Source organism: Haloferax massiliensis, assembly GCF_001368915.1.
In the GTDB taxonomy this organism is placed as follows: Archaea; Halobacteriota; Halobacteria; order Halobacteriales; family Haloferacaceae; genus Haloferax; species Haloferax massiliensis.
Genome location: NZ_CSTE01000006.1, coordinates 77,697 through 93,387 on the forward strand (window position 1 = coordinate 77,697; position 15,691 = coordinate 93,387).

At 69.7% G+C, this 15,691-nt stretch carries 17 protein-coding genes; 8 read left to right on the forward strand and 9 right to left on the reverse strand.

Going from position 1 to position 15,691, the window contains the following annotated elements; genetic code table 11:
• Positions 1-21 precede the first annotated feature (21 nt).
• Positions 22-1,128: a biotin--[acetyl-CoA-carboxylase] ligase gene (locus tag BN996_RS18150; RefSeq protein WP_089781432.1), complete on the forward strand. Its 1,107-nt coding sequence runs from the start codon at positions 22-24 to the stop codon at positions 1,126-1,128.
• A 46-nt stretch (positions 1,129-1,174) separates the two neighbouring features.
• Here BN996_RS18150 and BN996_RS18155 read toward each other — a convergent pair whose 3' ends face one another.
• The 4 genes from BN996_RS18155 to BN996_RS18170 all read right to left on the reverse strand — a co-directional run bounded on the left by BN996_RS18155 (position 1,175) and on the right by BN996_RS18170 (position 5,394).
• Entirely contained in the window at positions 1,175-1,729 is a 555-nt protein-coding gene (locus tag BN996_RS18155; RefSeq protein ID WP_089781434.1) for a universal stress protein, read from the reverse strand.
• A 133-nt stretch (positions 1,730-1,862) separates the two neighbouring features.
• Entirely contained in the window at positions 1,863-2,876 is a 1,014-nt protein-coding gene (locus tag BN996_RS18160; protein WP_089781436.1) for an amidohydrolase family protein, read from the reverse strand.
• 52 nt (positions 2,877-2,928) lie between these two features.
• Positions 2,929-4,152, reverse strand: a complete 1,224-nt coding sequence (locus BN996_RS18165) for an HD domain-containing protein (RefSeq protein WP_089781438.1) — start codon at positions 4,150-4,152, stop codon at positions 2,929-2,931.
• A 69-nt stretch (positions 4,153-4,221) separates the two neighbouring features.
• Complete coding sequence (locus BN996_RS18170; protein ID WP_089781439.1) at positions 4,222-5,394, reverse strand: HD domain-containing protein; 1,173 nt, start codon at positions 5,392-5,394, stop codon at positions 4,222-4,224.
• Positions 5,395-5,520: 126 nt separating this feature from the next.
• On the opposite strand from BN996_RS18170, the gene BN996_RS18175 reads away from it, so the two are divergent.
• The 7 genes from BN996_RS18175 (at position 5,521) to BN996_RS18205 (ending at position 10,296) form a co-directional block, all read left to right on the forward strand.
• Positions 5,521-5,781, forward strand: a complete 261-nt coding sequence (locus tag BN996_RS18175) for a hypothetical protein (protein WP_089781441.1) — start codon at positions 5,521-5,523, stop codon at positions 5,779-5,781.
• A 116-nt stretch (positions 5,782-5,897) separates the two neighbouring features.
• Complete coding sequence (cofD, locus tag BN996_RS18180; protein ID WP_089781443.1) at positions 5,898-6,890, forward strand: 2-phospho-L-lactate transferase; 993 nt, start codon at positions 5,898-5,900, stop codon at positions 6,888-6,890.
• Entirely contained in the window at positions 6,890-7,681 is a 792-nt protein-coding gene (locus BN996_RS18185) for a tRNA-dihydrouridine synthase (RefSeq protein ID WP_089781445.1), read from the forward strand. Before cofD ends, BN996_RS18185 begins: the two co-directional genes overlap by 1 nt.
• Positions 7,681-8,541, forward strand: a complete 861-nt coding sequence (locus tag BN996_RS18190) for a triphosphoribosyl-dephospho-CoA synthase (RefSeq protein WP_089781447.1) — start codon at positions 7,681-7,683, stop codon at positions 8,539-8,541. Before BN996_RS18185 ends, BN996_RS18190 begins: the two co-directional genes overlap by 1 nt.
• Positions 8,538-9,218, forward strand: a complete 681-nt coding sequence (locus tag BN996_RS18195; RefSeq protein ID WP_089781449.1) for a DUF447 domain-containing protein — start codon at positions 8,538-8,540, stop codon at positions 9,216-9,218. The genes BN996_RS18190 and BN996_RS18195 overlap by 4 nt, the downstream gene beginning before the upstream one ends.
• Before the next feature lie 24 nt (positions 9,219-9,242).
• Complete coding sequence (locus BN996_RS18200) at positions 9,243-9,431, forward strand: 30S ribosomal protein S17e (RefSeq protein WP_004042417.1); 189 nt, start codon at positions 9,243-9,245, stop codon at positions 9,429-9,431.
• A 208-nt stretch (positions 9,432-9,639) separates the two neighbouring features.
• Entirely contained in the window at positions 9,640-10,296 is a 657-nt protein-coding gene (locus BN996_RS18205) for a glycerophosphodiester phosphodiesterase (RefSeq protein WP_089781451.1), read from the forward strand.
• Between the two features lie 36 nt (positions 10,297-10,332).
• On the opposite strand, the gene BN996_RS18210 is transcribed toward BN996_RS18205, so the two are convergent.
• From BN996_RS18210 to BN996_RS18230, 5 genes are all read right to left on the reverse strand, one after another.
• Positions 10,333-10,635: a hypothetical protein gene (locus BN996_RS18210; protein WP_089781453.1), complete on the reverse strand. Its 303-nt coding sequence runs from the start codon at positions 10,633-10,635 to the stop codon at positions 10,333-10,335.
• Between the two features lie 63 nt (positions 10,636-10,698).
• Positions 10,699-10,968, reverse strand: a complete 270-nt coding sequence (locus tag BN996_RS18215) for a DUF8022 family protein (RefSeq protein ID WP_089781455.1) — start codon at positions 10,966-10,968, stop codon at positions 10,699-10,701.
• Positions 10,965-12,509, reverse strand: coding sequence for an acyl-CoA carboxylase subunit beta (locus BN996_RS18220; protein WP_089781738.1), 1,545 nt, complete (start codon positions 12,507-12,509; stop codon positions 10,965-10,967). Before BN996_RS18220 ends, BN996_RS18215 begins: the two co-directional genes overlap by 4 nt.
• Positions 12,510-12,731: 222 nt before the next feature.
• Positions 12,732-14,150, reverse strand: coding sequence for a sodium-dependent transporter (locus tag BN996_RS18225; protein ID WP_089781456.1), 1,419 nt, complete (start codon positions 14,148-14,150; stop codon positions 12,732-12,734).
• A 172-nt stretch (positions 14,151-14,322) separates the two neighbouring features.
• Positions 14,323-15,660, reverse strand: a complete 1,338-nt coding sequence (locus BN996_RS18230; protein ID WP_089781458.1) for a sodium-dependent transporter — start codon at positions 15,658-15,660, stop codon at positions 14,323-14,325.
• Positions 15,661-15,691 lie beyond the last annotated feature (31 nt).

Sequence of the window (15,691 nt, forward strand, 5' to 3'; positions counted from 1 at the left end):
CGCGCGGCGGTACCGACCACCATGAGCGACACGCGACGCGCCCTCCTCGACGCACTCGCCGCGGGCCCCGTCTCCGGGCCCGACCTCGCCGACCGACTTGGCGTCTCCCGCGCCGCGGTCTGGAAACACGTCGAAGCACTCCGCAACGAGGGGTTCGGCGTCGAGAGCGCCGACGACGGTTACGTCGTCACCGACGTCCCGGAGTACGGCGGCCCGGCAATCGAGTACGGCCTCGGCGTCGACTACGACGTGGAGTTCCACGAGACGCTCGACTCCTCGAACGACCGCGCCCGCGAACTCGCCGCCGAGGGCGCGAGCGACGTGGTCGTCGTCGCCCGCGAGCAGACCGCGAGCCGAGGCAGGAAAAGCCGGGAGTGGTCCGCACCGGACGGCGGCGTCTGGATGAGTCTCCTCGTCCGTCCCGACGAACCGCCGGCGTACGCCCCGCTGTACACGCTGGCGATGGCCGTCGCCGTCTGTGACGCGGCGCGCGAGGCCGGGGTTGACGCGAGCATCAAGTGGCCGAACGACGTTATCGTGAGCGAAGCGAACGATAACTCATCTGACTCGTCAGAGTCAGATGTAGTTGCCACGAGCGAAGCGAGTGGCAGTTCGTCTGCGAACGCAGACGGTATTTCCGCGAGCGAAGCGAGCGGGGGCGCACCGGCTCACGCCGGTGACAGTTCGAACGACGCCGACCCGCCAAACAGCCGCGGCTACCGGAAGCTCTGCGGCGTCCTCACCGAGATGGAAGGCGAGGCCGACCGCGTCTCGTGGCTCGTCATCGGTCCCGGAATCAACGTCAACCTCGACCCCGCGGACCTCCCCGAGGGCGCGACGAGTGTCGCCGCGGAAGCGGGTCCCGTCGAGCGCCGCGTGTTCGTCCAGCGGGTGCTCGAACGCTTCGACGAACTGCGCGGCGACCTCGACGCCGTTCTTCCGGCGTGGCGCGAGCGGGCGGACACGCTCGGCAGGCGGGTCCGCGTCCACACCGCGAGCGGCGTCATCGAAGGAGAAGCAGTCGATATCGAACACCCCGGCACGCTCGTCGTCCGAACCGACGAGGGCGAAAAACGAGTTCACGCCGGCGACTGCGAGCACCTGCGCCCGGCCGACGTCGGGCGCTGAGACCGCGACCGGACCCGCGCCGCCGGTCGGCTAGTTCGCTATTCCGCTACTCTCCGCCGTCGGCAGTCGCCGTCGAGTCGGCGGCCGCGTCTGCCTCCGCGGGCGACTCGGGCGCGGCCTCGCCCGGCACCTCGACGGCGTGCTCGTCCGCGTCGTCGTCGCCGCCCTCGATGCGAACGGTCAGGACGGGCACTTTCGACGCGCGGACGACTTTTTCGGCGACCGACCCGAGGAGAAGGCGGTCGATGCCGCCGCGACCGTGGGTTCCCATCACGATGAGGTCGCACCCGCCGCGCTCGGCGAACTCGACGATTTCGCGGCTCGGCGTCCCTTCGAGGACGTGCGTCTCGACGGGGACGCCCTGCGACTCGGCCGCGCGCTCGACTTGGTCGAGCGCCGACTCGGCGTCGGCGCGCAACATGTCGTCGAGCCCCTCCCACGACGATTCCATCGGGAGCCCCGCGAAGCTCCCCGCGTTCACCACGTACACCCCGTGGAGTTCCGCATCGTGGACGGCCGCTAAGGCCGCCGCGTGGACCGCGACGCGCTCGGAGCCGGCTGAGCCGTCGATGGGAACGATGATTCGGTCGTACAACACCATGACACTTGATAACATTTTCTCGGGGTCGGTAATAACCCTTTGCTACGGGAGGAGTACTGCGAGAATAGGTCTGCCCCGTACGCGCTCTGCGGCCCGCCGGGAGCGGATTCCGGAAGCGGGGGGTCGTCCGAACTCAGAGGTACACGTCTTTCACGTCCGCCTGCCCGGCGCGGCGGACGACGGCGCGGACCACGTCTTCGACGCCCGCGAGGTTGTCCGTGTCGCCGTCGAGGACCAGAAGCTTGGCGTCGCGGCCCTCCTCGACGAGGCCGTAGTTCAGCCCGGCGATGTCGGCCCCGTTGACGGTCGCCATGCGGAGGACTTCGGCGGCCGACACGTCCGCCAGCTTGGAGGTGAACTCCATCTCGCGGAACATCGAGGGGCTGTTGAGCATCACGTTGTCCGTGCCGAGCGCGACGGTCGTGCGGTCGACCAGTTCGCGAATCGGCGCGACGCCCGCGTCGGTGACGAGGTTCGACCGCGGGCAGATGACGATGGGTATCTCGCTGTCCTCGACGCGTTCGAGGTGGAGCGCCTCGGGGTGGACCATGTGGACGAGGAAGTCCGGTTCGAGGTCCAACGCGGCGTTGATGTCGTGGGCGTCGCGCTCGCCGGCGTGGATACCGAACAGTTTTCCGGCGGCCTCAGTGGCGTTCCGGAGCGCCCCGAACTCGCCGTCCCGCGCGCCCGACGCGCCGAAGCCGTCGGCGATTTCCATCGCGTCGGCCGTCTCGCGGCCGAGGACGACCGCCTCGATGTCGCGGCCGTCGAGCGCCCGCCGGATGACGTCGACGCCCTCGACGCCGCCCTCGCGGAACTCAAGACAGGCCGCCGTGCCGCCGGCCTCCATCATCCGGAGCGACCGGTGCATCGCGGCGGCCTTCTCCTCGGTGCTGGCCGCGCGGAGCAGTCGGTGTTTCAGCCCGTCCGGCGGTGCGACGAGGTCGTCGAGCGACAGCCCCTCGCCGGCCTCCTTGGCGATGGAGTCGCCGAGGTGGGTGTGGGCGTTGACGAACGCCGGGAGGATGATATCCGTCGAATCGGTCGCCGTCTCCTCGACTGCGGTTATCGTGCCGTCCTCGACGACGACCCGCCCCTCGACCGGGTCGAAGTCGCGGCCGCGGAGTATCGTACCCTCTAATTGCATCGCTCTCGACTGCGTCTCGGCGGTGCTTGAACCTCCCGTCTCGGGACGGCGGCTACTCGAACTCGTCGAGCGTCGCGTTGAGGCCGCTTCTGACCTCGGCGACGAGCGCGCCGTCCACGTCGAGACCGAGCACGTCCGCGGCCGCGCGGCCGACCCGCTCCGTCTCCTCGCGCGGGGCGTAGACGCCGAGTCGCCACTGCTGTTCCTGTGCGGTCCGGAGCGCCTGCACGAGCGGCGACTCCCGCTCCAACTGCCGAATCTCGCCGTTGACCATCACCCGCGACGACGACTCGGTCATCGACGGGCGCGAGGGCACGTCGAGGATGACGGACTCGGACGAGACGTCGGCCGCGTCGGCGATGTCCCGCTCGAACGCCGCGAGCGCGTCGTGTTCGGCGTCGATAATCGAGTCGGGGACGTTCGGCAACTCCGCCCAGACGGCCCGCTTGTAGAGGTCGCGGGTGGCCAGTCGCTCGGCGAACCCCTTCGTCGAGTCGGTGAGTCTGAGCGCGACGAGCAGGTCGGGGTCGTCCATCCGGCGAAGCTCCTCGGCGTCGATGTCGGGCTCGCCGAGCAGTCGCTCCGACGCGCGCCGAAGCATCGCCTTCGAGATGCGCGCGACGTGGTGCTGGTAGACGGTCGGGTTCATGAGCGCCCGGGCGAGAAGCAGGGATTCGGCGGTCTGGACGTTCCCCTCCGCGAGGACCAACTCGCCGTCGACGAACGTCAGCTCTCGAATCAGGCGCTCGTGGTCGATGGTGCCGTAGGGGACGCCGGTGTGGTGGGCGTCGCGCACGAGGTAGTCCATCCGGTCCACGTCCAACTCCCCGGAGACCAACTGGCCGAACTCGCCGTCGCCCTCGACCAGGGCGGCCACGCGCTCGGGGTCTAACCCCTCGTCCGCAAGCGTCTCACCGACGGTTCCGCGGGCGACGAGTTCCTCCACGTCGTCGTGGTACTTGCCGGTGTGGCGGTGGGTCACGTCCTCGATGTTGTGGCTGTAGGGACCGTGGCCCACGTCGTGGAGGAGCGCCGCGGCCTCGACGTGGGCGGCGGCGTCGCCCTCGATGCCGAGATGCGAGAGGGCGCGGGAGGCGAGGTGGTAGACGCCGAGGCTGTGTTCGAACCGCGTGTGGTTCGCGGAGGGGTAGACCAGTTGGACCGTCCCCAACTGTTTGATGTGCCGGAGCCGCTGCATCTCCGGCGTATCGAGGAGGGCTTCGGCCGCGCCCTCGACCTCGATGTGGTCGTGGACGCTGTCCTTGATGGTCGTCATCGTGGGTGAGTCGACCGCCATCGGTGAAAAAGGGTCGGACGGCCGCGTCTCGCCGACTCTCCGCGCGCTTCAGACGGGGGTCGTCACGCGAACCGGGAGCCCGAGCACGTCCACGGCGGCCGCGGCCACCTCGTCGCGGACGGCTTCGGGCGCGTAGACGCCGAGTCGCCACTGCGTCCGCTCAGTCGACCGGAGCGCGCCCACGAGTTCGGAGGCGTCTTCGAGCCGTCGGACGACGCCGTTGACGACGACGCGCGACCGGGACTCCTTGATTCGCGGCCGCGACGGCGCGTCCACGATGACCGAGTCGGGCGACACGTCGGCGGCGTCGGCGATGTCGCGTTCGGCCGCCCGCGTCGCCTCGAAGTCGAGTTCGACCACGTCGGCCGGCACGGCGTCGATGGGGGCCCAGACGGCCCGTTTGTAGAGGTCGCGGCGCTCGATTCGGCGGCCGAGGTCGGGCACGCGCTCGCCGAGGGCGACGAGCAGGTCGTGGTCGGCCATGCGGACGAACTCCTCGATTGGCACGCCGTCGTCGACGAGGCGCTCGGAGGCGCGTTCGAGCATCGCGCCCGCGATGCGGGAGACGTGATGGCGATAGACGGTCGCGTTCATGAGCGCCCGCGCGAGAAGGAGCGATTCGGCGGTCTGGACGTTCCCCTCGGCCAACACGAGTTCGCCGTCCCGGTACCGGAGTTCGCGGACGAGGCGGCCGTGGTCGATAGTGCCGTAGGGGACGCCGGTGTGGTGGGCGTCGCGCACGAGGTAGTCCATCCGGTCCACGTCCAACTCCCCGGAGACCAACTGACCGAGGCCGCCCGCGCCGTCGACCATGTCGGCGACGCGGTCGGGGTCGAGACCGTGGCCGGTCAGGACGTCGCCGACCGCGGTCCCGTCGAGCAGGTGGTGAATCTCGTCGTGGTCGCGGCCGGTCCGCCGGCGGATGAGGTCCTCGGTCTGGTGGCCGTAGGGGCCGTGACCGATGTCGTGGAGGAGCGCGGCGGCGCGGACGTGGGCGGCGCGGTCGCCGTCGACGCCGAGGTGCGAGAGGGCGCGGGAGGCGAGGTGGTAGACGCCGAGGCTGTGTTCGAACCGCGTGTGGCTCGCCGAGGGGTAGACGAGCCGGACCGTCGAGAGCTGTTTGATGTGTCGAAGCCGCTGGAAGGCGGGCGTATCGACCAGTTCGGCGGCCACGGGGTCGAGCGAGATGTAGTCGTGGACGCTGTCCTTGACGGCGGTCATAGCGGGTGTTGTGCGAGAGGCATCAAATAGCCGAGCATTCGGGTCGGCGGAGGGTCGAAAGGCGGGGACGACTCGGAAGCCGCTGCGCCCACAAACCGTTTCACGCGGGGGCGACGAGACGCCGATATGACTCTCCGGTCGGCCTTCGGAAACGCCGTCGGCTACGCCCTCCTCGGCTTCGCGTGTCTCTCCGTGGTCTTCGCGGGCTACTGGGCCGCGATGAGCGCCCTGACCGGCGTGACAGCCGGTCGTGCGATGTTCGTCATGTCCGGCCTCGGGGCGGCCGTGACGACCGGCTTTTCGGGCTACTTCGTCAGGAAGGCGGTCGCCGGACAGGTGATGCCGTCGGAGTTCGACGTGTCGGTGGCCTATCGCGGCGGTCGCTGACGAGCGCCCCACGGGCCCCCTGCCCCGCCCCTAACGCGCCCACAACACCCTGACTGCGACCGGCCGGCGTCTCCGGTGAAGGAACTTTCAAACGGACACTCGCCGTACGGCGCACCATGGTCACCTTCCTCGCCGGGGGTACGGGCACCCCCAAACTCCTCGACGGGGCCGCCGGGGTGTTCGACCCCGCCGAGACGACCGTCGTCGCCAACACCGGCGACGACGTGGAACTCGGCGGCCACCTCGTCTGTCCCGACGTGGACACCGTCCTCTTCGCCGGCGGCGGCGTCCTCGACACCGACCGCTGGTGGGGCGTCGCCGACGACACCACCGCGACCGACGACGAGCTCCACCGCCTCGCCGACGCGGCCGGCCTCGAATCCGGCCCGCGCTACCTCCCCGAGTCGGCCCAGACCGCCGGCCGCGACATCGTCCGCTGGCGGCGCTTTTCGGGCGTCGCGGAGTTCATGGAAATCGGCGACCGCGACCGCGCGGTCCACATCACCCGCACCTCGCTTCTCGACGAGGGGAACACGCTCACCGAGGTCACCCGGACGCTCGCCGACGCCTTCGACCTCGACGTGTCGCTCCGCCCGATGAGCGACGACCCCGTGGCGACGCTGATTCACACCGACGAGGGGACGATGCACTTCCAGGAGTACTGGGTCCACCGCCGCGCCGACCCCGCCGTCCGCGACGTGGAGTTCCGCGGTGCTGACGACGCCGCCATCACCGGCGAAGTCGCCGACGCCCTCGAAGAGCCCGTCGTCGTCGGCCCCTCGAACCCCGTCACGAGCATCGGCCCGATGCTCGCCATCGACGGCTTCGCGGACGCCCTCGCCGACACGCCGGTCGTCGCCGTCTCGCCGTTCGTCGAAGACACCGTGTTCTCCGGCCCCGCCGCCGACCTCATGGAAGGCGTCGGCTACGACCCCTCGACCGCTGGCGTCGCCGAGGCCTACCCCTTCGCCGACGCGTTCGTCCTCGACGCGGACGACGGCACCGACCTCGACCGCCCGGTCGTTCGAACCGACACCCGAATCGACGGCCCGGAAGACGCCGAGCGCGTCGCCCGGGCCGTTTCCGAGGCGCTCGCGGAGGTGTCGTGATGTTCGACCCGCGGGTCGCCGTCGCGAGCCTCAGCGGCGAGTCCGACGCCGCGTGGGCGGACGCCGCGGCACCGCACGTCGGCGCGGCGTTCCTCGGCGGCGTCGCCCTCGATGAGCCCTCGCAGGCGGCGGCCCGCGACCTCGTCGCCCGCGGGCGCTCGGAGTTCCTCGCCGACGACCCGGTCGCCTTCGTCGCCGACCAGCTCGATTCGCTCGCCGGGTTCGACGGCGAAGACCGCTTCGTCGCCGTCAACGTCAGAGCGACCTCGCCCGTCCCGGTTCGGGCGGTCGCGGCCGTCTGCGCCGACCGCGGCGCGGGCGTGGAGATAAACGCCCACTGCCGACAGGACGAACTCCGCGCCGTCGGTTGCGGCGAGACGCTCCTGCGCGACGGCGACCGACTGGCCGACTACGTCGCCGCGGCCGCCGAGTCGAACGCGCCGGTCGGCGCGAAAGTCCGCGCCGAAATCGACGGCGTCGACCTCCCGAGCCTCGCGGCCGCGCTCGCCGACGCGGGGGCCGACTGGCTCCACGTCGACGCGATGGACTCCGAGGCCGTGATTGCCGACGTGGCCGCCGCCGCGCCCGACCTCTTTCTCGTCGCCAACAACGGCGTCCGCGACCGCGCGACGGCGACCGAGTACCTCGACTACGGGGCCGACGCGGTGAGCGTCGGGCGGCCGAGCGACAACCCGACGGTCCTCCGCCGGGTCCGAACCGCCGTGGACGACTGGTTCGCCGAACGCGAGAACGCCGCCGAGTCGGGCGACGACAGCGGGGTGTCGGCCTGATGGTCGCACCAGTCTCAGACCGCGGATTCGGCCCCGCGCGACACGCCGAACTCGCGCTCCTGCTCGAAGTCGCCGGCACGCCCAAACCGGGCAACGTCGACCGCCGACGCGACCTCTCGGACCTACATTTCGAACACTTCCTGACCGGGGCGGTCGGCTCCGCGGCCGGCCTCGAACTGGCCGAATCGGGCGCACCGGTCGGCGAGGCGTTCGAGGAGGCGGTCGCCGGCATGAGCCGACAGGGCGGCGGCAACACCCAGTTCGGCTGTCTCCTGCTTCTCGTCCCGCTCGTCCGGGCCGCGGCCGCCGCCGACCGCGAACTCTCCCCTGCGGGCGCGACCGCCGTGGTCGAGTCGACCACCGTCGCCGACGCGGTCGGGTTCTACCGCGCGTTCGAACACGTGGACGTGGCCGTCGGCGACGTGCCCGAGGACGCCCCCGACCTCGACGTTCGGCGGGGCGGCGACGCGGCCGACGCGCTCAGGGACGGCGGGTTCACGCTGTACGACGTGATGGACCTGAGCGCCGACCGCGACGCCAACGCCCGCGAGTGGACCGGCGGCTTCGCCCGGACCTTCCGCGCGGCCGAGGCCATCCTCGCCGACGACGGCCCCGTCACCGACCGCGTCGCCCGCGCGTTTCTGGACCTGCTCACCGAGGAACCGGATACGCTCGTGGCGACGAACCACGGCGAGGCCGTCGCCCGCGACGTGATGGCCCGCGCGGCCGACGTTTCGGTCCTCGACGAGGCCGAGGAACTGGCCGAGGCGTTCGTCGCCGAGGGTATCAACCCCGGGACGACCGCCGACATCGCCTGCGCGGCGACGTTCGTCGCGCTGGAGCGGGGGGTCCCGCTGTGAGCGACGAGGGCGACTCGGGAACCGAACCCGCGGCCGACTGGCCCGTGGAACTCCGCGGCGTCACCGAGACGGTCGTCGCCACGCTCGGGCCGAACGACCGGTGGAATTTCGCGGCGCTCGGCGTCCACGCGCCCGAGACCGACCGCGGCGACGGCGACGCCTCCGCCGGCAGGCCCGCGAACCCGCCCGCGACCGCGACGACGTGGGGCAACACCCGAACGCGCCGGAACTTCCATCGACGGGGGGGCGGCGTCGTCCAGTTCGTTTCCGACCCGCGGGCGTTCGTCGAGGCCGCGATGACCATTTACGAGCGGGAGTCGCCGGTCCTCGACTCGGCCGACGCGTGGGCCGAAGTCGAGGCGACGCCGGTCGATTCCGGCGCGGACGGCGGGACCGAGTGGGAGACGTGGGAGCTCCGACCCGTCGATGCCGCGGTCGAGCGGACCCGGCCGTTCACCATCAACCGCGGCTTCGGCGCGGTCGTCGACGCGACGGTCGCGGCCTCGCGCCTCGACGTGCCGGCGTTCGACACCGGCGACCTGCTTGACCGGCTCGACTACTTCGCCGAGACGGTCGAGAAATGCGGCGGCGACAGAGAGCGAGAAGCGTTCGCGCGAATCGACGAGTTGACGGGCTGGCGCGAGCGGGCGGCCGCGAGACGGAACGAATCGTTTTAGTGTTCGTCCGGGGAATCTTCCGACATGGCAATCAAGCCCAAGTACGTCAAGCAGCTTGGTAACATCCTGCTGGAGCGATACCCGCAGGCGTTCAACACGGACTTCGAGACGAACAAGGACAGCGTCGAGGAACTGACCACGGTCGAGTCGAAGGGCGTCCGCAACCGCATCGCCGGCTACATCACGCGCAAGAAGGGCGGACAGGGCGCGTAAGTTCGAGTCAGTCGATTCTCTCTGCGAACACATCTTCTCCGGCCCGCGCGGAGCGGCCGCGCCGGTCCGCGCGCGTCGTCGCGCCGTCCCCAGTAAACGATTCCCGTACGTACCGCTCCCGAGCCATCCCCATCGCTCTCCATCGCCCTCCATCGCTCGTGAGCCGACCGGAGGAAGCGTTTAGTCCGCCCTCCCGAGATGCACCGACATGCGCGTCATCGGTCACCGCGGCTGTCCCGCCCTCGCCCCCGAAAACACGCTCGCCGCCTTCGAGGCGGCCGCAACGCGACTCGACTGGGTCGAACTCGACGTCCGACGCTGCGGCTCCGGCGAACTCGTCGTCTTCCACGACGAGACGCTTGACCGCCTGACCGACGCGCGCGGTCGCGTCGCCGACACGAGTCTCGCGGAGTTGCAGGCACTCACCGTCGGCGATTCCGACGAGTCGGTTCCGACGCTCGCCGCGGTGTTCGACGTCCTCCCGGACCGCGTCGCGGTCAACGTCGAACTGAAAGAAAGCGGCCTCGCCGCCGACCTCGCGGCCGTCGTCGCCGACGCGGGAAACGAGATACTCGTCTCGTCGTTCGACGCCGAGGCGCTCCGCGAGGTGCGCGAGGCGAGCGCGCTCCCGGTCGCGTTCCTCTTCGCCGCCGACTGGGAAAGCGCGCTCTCGGTCGCCACCGCTCTCAACTGCGCGGCCGTCCACCCGCACTACGACCTGCTCTCGTCGGCGCGGGTCGAGGAGGCGCACGACCGCGGCTTCGAGGTCAACGCGTGGACGGTCCCCGACCGCGAAGTCGCGCGGCGACTCCGGGAGTACGGCGTGGACGGCGTCGTCGTCGACGACCCGGGAGTCGCGGGGTGAACGACGGGCCACCGACTGCCGGCTACTGACTGCCAACTACCGAGACCGAGCGCCCCCGCGAAACGCTTGAAACGCCGATTGGTCCCGTTTCACACCGAGCGCGAGCGAGACGAGGCCGACGACGATGCAGACTCCGACGACGGCGGTCGGGAGGACGCCGTCGGGGAGGTAGCCGTTTGCCATCCCGAGTTCGACGCAGGACCCGACGAAGACGGCGGCGAGCGCCGCGGAGACGAAGTCGGGTTCGCGCTCGTCGGCGTAGTGTACTGCGACCGCGACGGCGGCGAACCCGGCGAGGACGGCGTTGAGAAACAGCCAGACGAGCGCGGATTGGACCATATTGGACCGACTGACGCCGGGCGAGAATGTAAGCGTTCTGTCGTGAAACCGCAGACCTCCGATTTAGAACCGGTCGACGCGGCCCGAGGCGGCCCACGCGTCGGTCGGCGCGCCGGCGGGGACGCGGCGGCCACAGCCCGTGACCGATTCGAGGCGGCCGGCGTAGCGCCAGCGCTTTTCGTTCCACGTCTCCTCGCCGTCGTCTGCGGCCGCGGCGGCCGCGGCGACCGACTGGTCGTGGAGGTGCGCGCCGACGGCGGCGGCGATGGCCGCGGCCTCCTCGGCGTCGGCGTCGTCCGGAATCAACAGCCCAGACAGCAGTTCGCCGCTCATAGCGGGATGTTGCCGTGTTTCTTGTCGGGCTGGGACTTGCGCTTGGAGTTCAGCATCTGGAGGTCCGAGATGAGTCGCTCGCGGGTCTCACCGGGTTCGATGACGTCGTCGATGAAGCCGCGGTCCGCGGCGGTGTAGGGGTTGGCGAACTCCTCGCGGTACTCCTCGATGAGTTCGTCGCGGCGGGCGTCGGGGTCGTCCGCGGCGTCGAGTTCGTCGCGGTAGAGGATGTTGACCGCGCCCTGCGGGCCCATCACGGCGATTTCGGCGGTCGGCCACGCGTAGTTCACGTCCGCGCCGAGATGCTTTGAGGCCATGACGTCGTACGCGCCGCCGTAGGCCTTGCGCGTGATGACGGTCATGAGGGGGACCGTCGCCTCGGAGTAGGCATAGAGGAGCTTCGCGCCGTGGCGGATGATGCCGTTGTGCTCTTGGTCCGTACCGGGGAGGAAGCCGGGCACGTCCACGAACGAGAGGATGGGGATGTTGAAGGAGTCGCAAAAGCGGATGAAGCGCGCGCCCTTCTCGGAGGCCTCGATGTTGAGGGTGCCGGCGTTCACGCGGGGCTGGTTGGCGACGATGCCGACCGAGCGGCCGTCGAGGCGGCCGAAGCCGACGACGATGTTCTTCGCGAAGTCCTCTTGGACGCCGAAGAACGAGCCCTCGTCGAGGACGCCGTCGAGCACGTCGTGGATGTCGTAGGGCTTGCGGGGCTGGTCGGGAACGACCTCGGCGAGGTCGTCGTCGACGCGCTCGGGGTCGTCCCACGGTTCGACCCGGGGCGGGTCCTCGACGTTGTTCTGCGGGAGGTACGAAAGCAGGTGGCGGATGTCGTCGAGCGCCTGCTCTTCGGTGTCGGTGGCGAAGTGGGCGACCCCGCTGGTCGAGGTGTGGGTCGTCGCGCCGCCGAGTTCGTCGAAGGTGACCTCCTCGCCCGTGACCGTCTTGATGACGTCCGGGCCGGTGATGAACATGTGGCTCGTGTCGCGGACCATGAACGTGAAGTCCGTCAGCGCGGGGGAGTACACCGCGCCGCCCGCGCAGGGGCCCATGATGGCCGAAATCTGCGGGATGACGCCCGAGGCCTCGGTGTTGCGGCGGAAGATCTCTCCGAAGCCGCCGAGCGACTGGACGCCCTCCTGAATCCGCGCGCCGGCGGAGTCGTTGAGGCCGACGACGGGCGCGCCGACCTCCATCGCCTTGTCCATCACCTTACAGACCTTCTCGGCGAACACCTCGCCGAGCGAGCCGCCGAAGACGGTGAAGTCGTGGGCGAAGACGAAGACGGTTCGGCCGTCGACCTCGCCGTAGCCGGTGATGACGCCGTCGCCCGGGAGCTTCGTCTCCTCCATGCCGAACTTGTGGTTGCGGTGGGTCCGGAACTGGTCGAACTCGCGGAAGGTGCCGTCGTCGAGGAAGTAGTCGATGCGCTCGCGGGCGGTCATCTTGCCCTTGTCGTGCTGGGAGGCGATTCGGTCCTCGCCGCCGCCCTTCAGGGCTTCCTCGCGCTTCTCGCGGAGTTCGTCGATCCGGTCTTCCATCGTCATGCCAGACCACCTTCGCTCATTGGAGCAACGGTCCGCAGTCCTCGGTCAAAGGAGTTCCGCAATCCGACAACCCATGATTCGACAGCTGTCGAAAAACAGATGGAACAATCATCATAGTTGGTGGCGCGAACGCGGGCCGCTCCTCGGAGCGCGTCGCCGGAAAACGGAGGTTTCGGAGGCGTGTCGTCGCCCCGAACGCGGCGGGGTGGTCGCCGCTCAGACGACCGAGTCGGGCTGTCGAAGGCCGAAGAAGGCGGCGGCGGACGCGACGACGGCGACGCCGACGGTCGGCCAGAAGCCGATGGTCGTGTCCACACCGAAGTGCGTGAGGAGCGTGAACACGAGGAACAGCGGGAGGACGACGCCGACGGCGAAGAGCCACGGCGTGCCGAGGGACTTCCCGAAGTCGCCCGCGCCCGCGGCGAACTCTTCGAGCGCTTCGCGTCCCATGACCCAGCCGACGAACAGGAGGAACGCGGCGAGGCCGGCGGTCAGGAGAACGTTCACGAGCGGTCCGGCGACGAAGCCGAAGATGCCCGGGTTGAACGCGCAGACGGTTCCGGTGACGGCGACGACCCCGGTCATCCCGGCGACGGCGCGGTGGCGGGAGACGCCGTACTCGTCGACGAGGAACGCGACGGGGATTTCGAGCATGCTGATGGAACTCGACAGCGCCGCGAGCGTCACGACGGCGAAGAACGCGGTGGCGATGAGCGTCCCCGCGGGGAGCTGTGAGAACGCCCCGGCGAGGCCGACGAACAGCGCGCCCGGCCCCGTGCCGGTCTCGGTCGGGTTGATGCCCTGCGAGAACAGAAGCGGGAAGACGACGAGACCAGTGATGACCCCGACCGCCGTGTTGAGGACGGCGATGGCGCTCCCGTCGAAGGGGAGCGAGCGGTCCTCGTCGAGGTACGAGGAGTAGGTTATCATGGTGCCCGCGCCGAGCGAGAGGGTAAACAGCGCCTGCCCGGCGGCGGGGCCGAGGATAGCGAAGAAGTTCTCGGAGATGACCGAGGGGTCGAACCGGAGGAAAAAGGCGTAGCCGGCGGCCGCGTTGGGCTGGGTCGCGGCCCACGCGGCGAGGCCGACGAGGAGGACGAGCACGGCGGGCATCATGACTTTCGTGCCGAGTTCGATGCCCTTGCGGACGCCCGCGAAGACGATGAGCGCGGTCAGGCCGAGAAACAGGAGGTGGTAGAGCGCCGCGTCGACGCCGGCGGAGACGCCGCCGAAGTACTGCCCCGGGTTCGTGAAGTACGCGGGGTTCCCGCCGGCGACCGCGGCCCCGCTTTCGAGGAGATAGCGGAAAATCCACCCGCCGACGACGCTGTAGAACGAGAGCAACGAGATGCCGGTGACGACGGAGAACGCGCCGACGACGCCCCACGTTCTCGACCCCGAGAGGTCCCGGAGCGCGCCGACCGGCGACTTCTTCGCGCGGCGGCCGATGACGAACTCGCCGAGCAGTCCGGGGACGCCGACCAGGAGAACGATGCCGAGGTACACGACGAGGAACGCGCTGCCGCCGTTTTCGGCGGTCTGCCACGGGAACCGCCAGATGTTCCCGAGACCGACCGCGCTGCCGACGGCCGCGAGGATGAACCCGAGCCGTGTTGCCCATGTTTCTCGTGTCATTGCCACCCATTGCCAGTCCACCGGTAAAAGGGCTTTCGAACCGACGATACGTCATCGGAGAAATTTAACGGCTTTGAGTGGTCTACGCGTGAAATTCGCCGTCAGATAGTCGGGAAGAACGCGTCGCTACCGACGATTCCTAGCCGGCCGGAACCCGGGACCGGTCGCCGCCTCAGAGCGGCGGGACGATGGCCGGGCTCTCGGCGAGGAACAGCGTCTGGAGGCCGAGGGCGAGCGTCGCCACGACGGCGACGATGACGAGGGTGCGGGCGAGCCAGAGCCACGTCAGACCGACGCCCTCGCCGAGCCCGCTCCCTTTCATCAGCTCGTCGATGGCGGGCGCGCCGTAGACCCACGCCGCGAAGACGAGGATGCCGAGCACCGAAAGCGGGAGGAGAAGCTGGTAGGCCAGCGTGTCGAACCAGCCGAGCCACGCGGTGTCGATGGCCGAGGGGACGCCGAGCAGGAAGATGGCGCCGCCGAGGCCGACGGCCATCTGCGGGCGGGACACGTCGTAGTTGTCGATGGCCCACGAGACGACGACTTCGAGCAGGCTAATCGCCGACGAGAGCGCCGCGATGAGCACGACCGCGAAGAAGACGAGGCCGATTATCTGACCGCCGGGGATGTCGCCGAACGCGCCGGCGACGCTGATGAACACCGCGCCCGCGCCGCTCGTGTTGGGGTCGATGCCCTGCGCGAACAGCAGCGGGAGGACGACGAGCCCGGCGAGGATGCCGACGAAGCTGTTCAGGAAGACGATGGTGATGCCGTCGCCGAACAGGCTCTGGTCGCCGTCGATGTAGGAGGCGTAGGTGATCATCGCGCCCATGCCGAGCGACAGCGAGAAGAACGCCTGCCCGACCGCGAAGGGGACGATTTCGGCGAGGTTCTCCGAGAGCGCGTTGAAGTCGGGCGAGAGGAAGTACGCGTAGCCCGCCGACGCGCCGGGGAGCGTGAAGGCGAAGACGGCGAGCGCGCCGAGGATGACGACGATGCTCGGCACCATCAGCTTCGTCGCCTTCTCGATGCCGTCTTCGATGCCGGCGGCGACGATGCCGACGACGAGCGCCATGAACACGGCGTGGAGCGCGAGCGCGTCCATCCCGGCGGACACCTGACCGAAGTACTCCGCGGGGGCGGCGAAGTACGCGCCGGTCAGGCTGCCGCCGATGTACCGGAGGACCCAGCCGCCGACGACGCTGTAGTACGACAGAATCCAGAAGCCGGTGAACAGGCCGATAGCGCCGACGACGCGCCACTCCTTGTACCCGAGTTTCTCGAAGGCGCTGATGGTGTTGAGGTTGGCTTTGCGTCCGATGACGAACTCGGCGAGGATGGCCGGGAGGCCGATGCCGAGCGCCGCGACGAGGTAGACGATCAGGAAGGAGGCACCGCCGAATTCGGCGGTCTTGAACGGGAACTGCCAGATGTTCCCGAGGCCGACCGCGCTGCCGACGGCCGCGAGGATGAACCCTGCCCTGGTTGCCCACGTTTCACGTTCGGTCATGTCTATCACCCTGTTGCCGATGTGGGTGTGA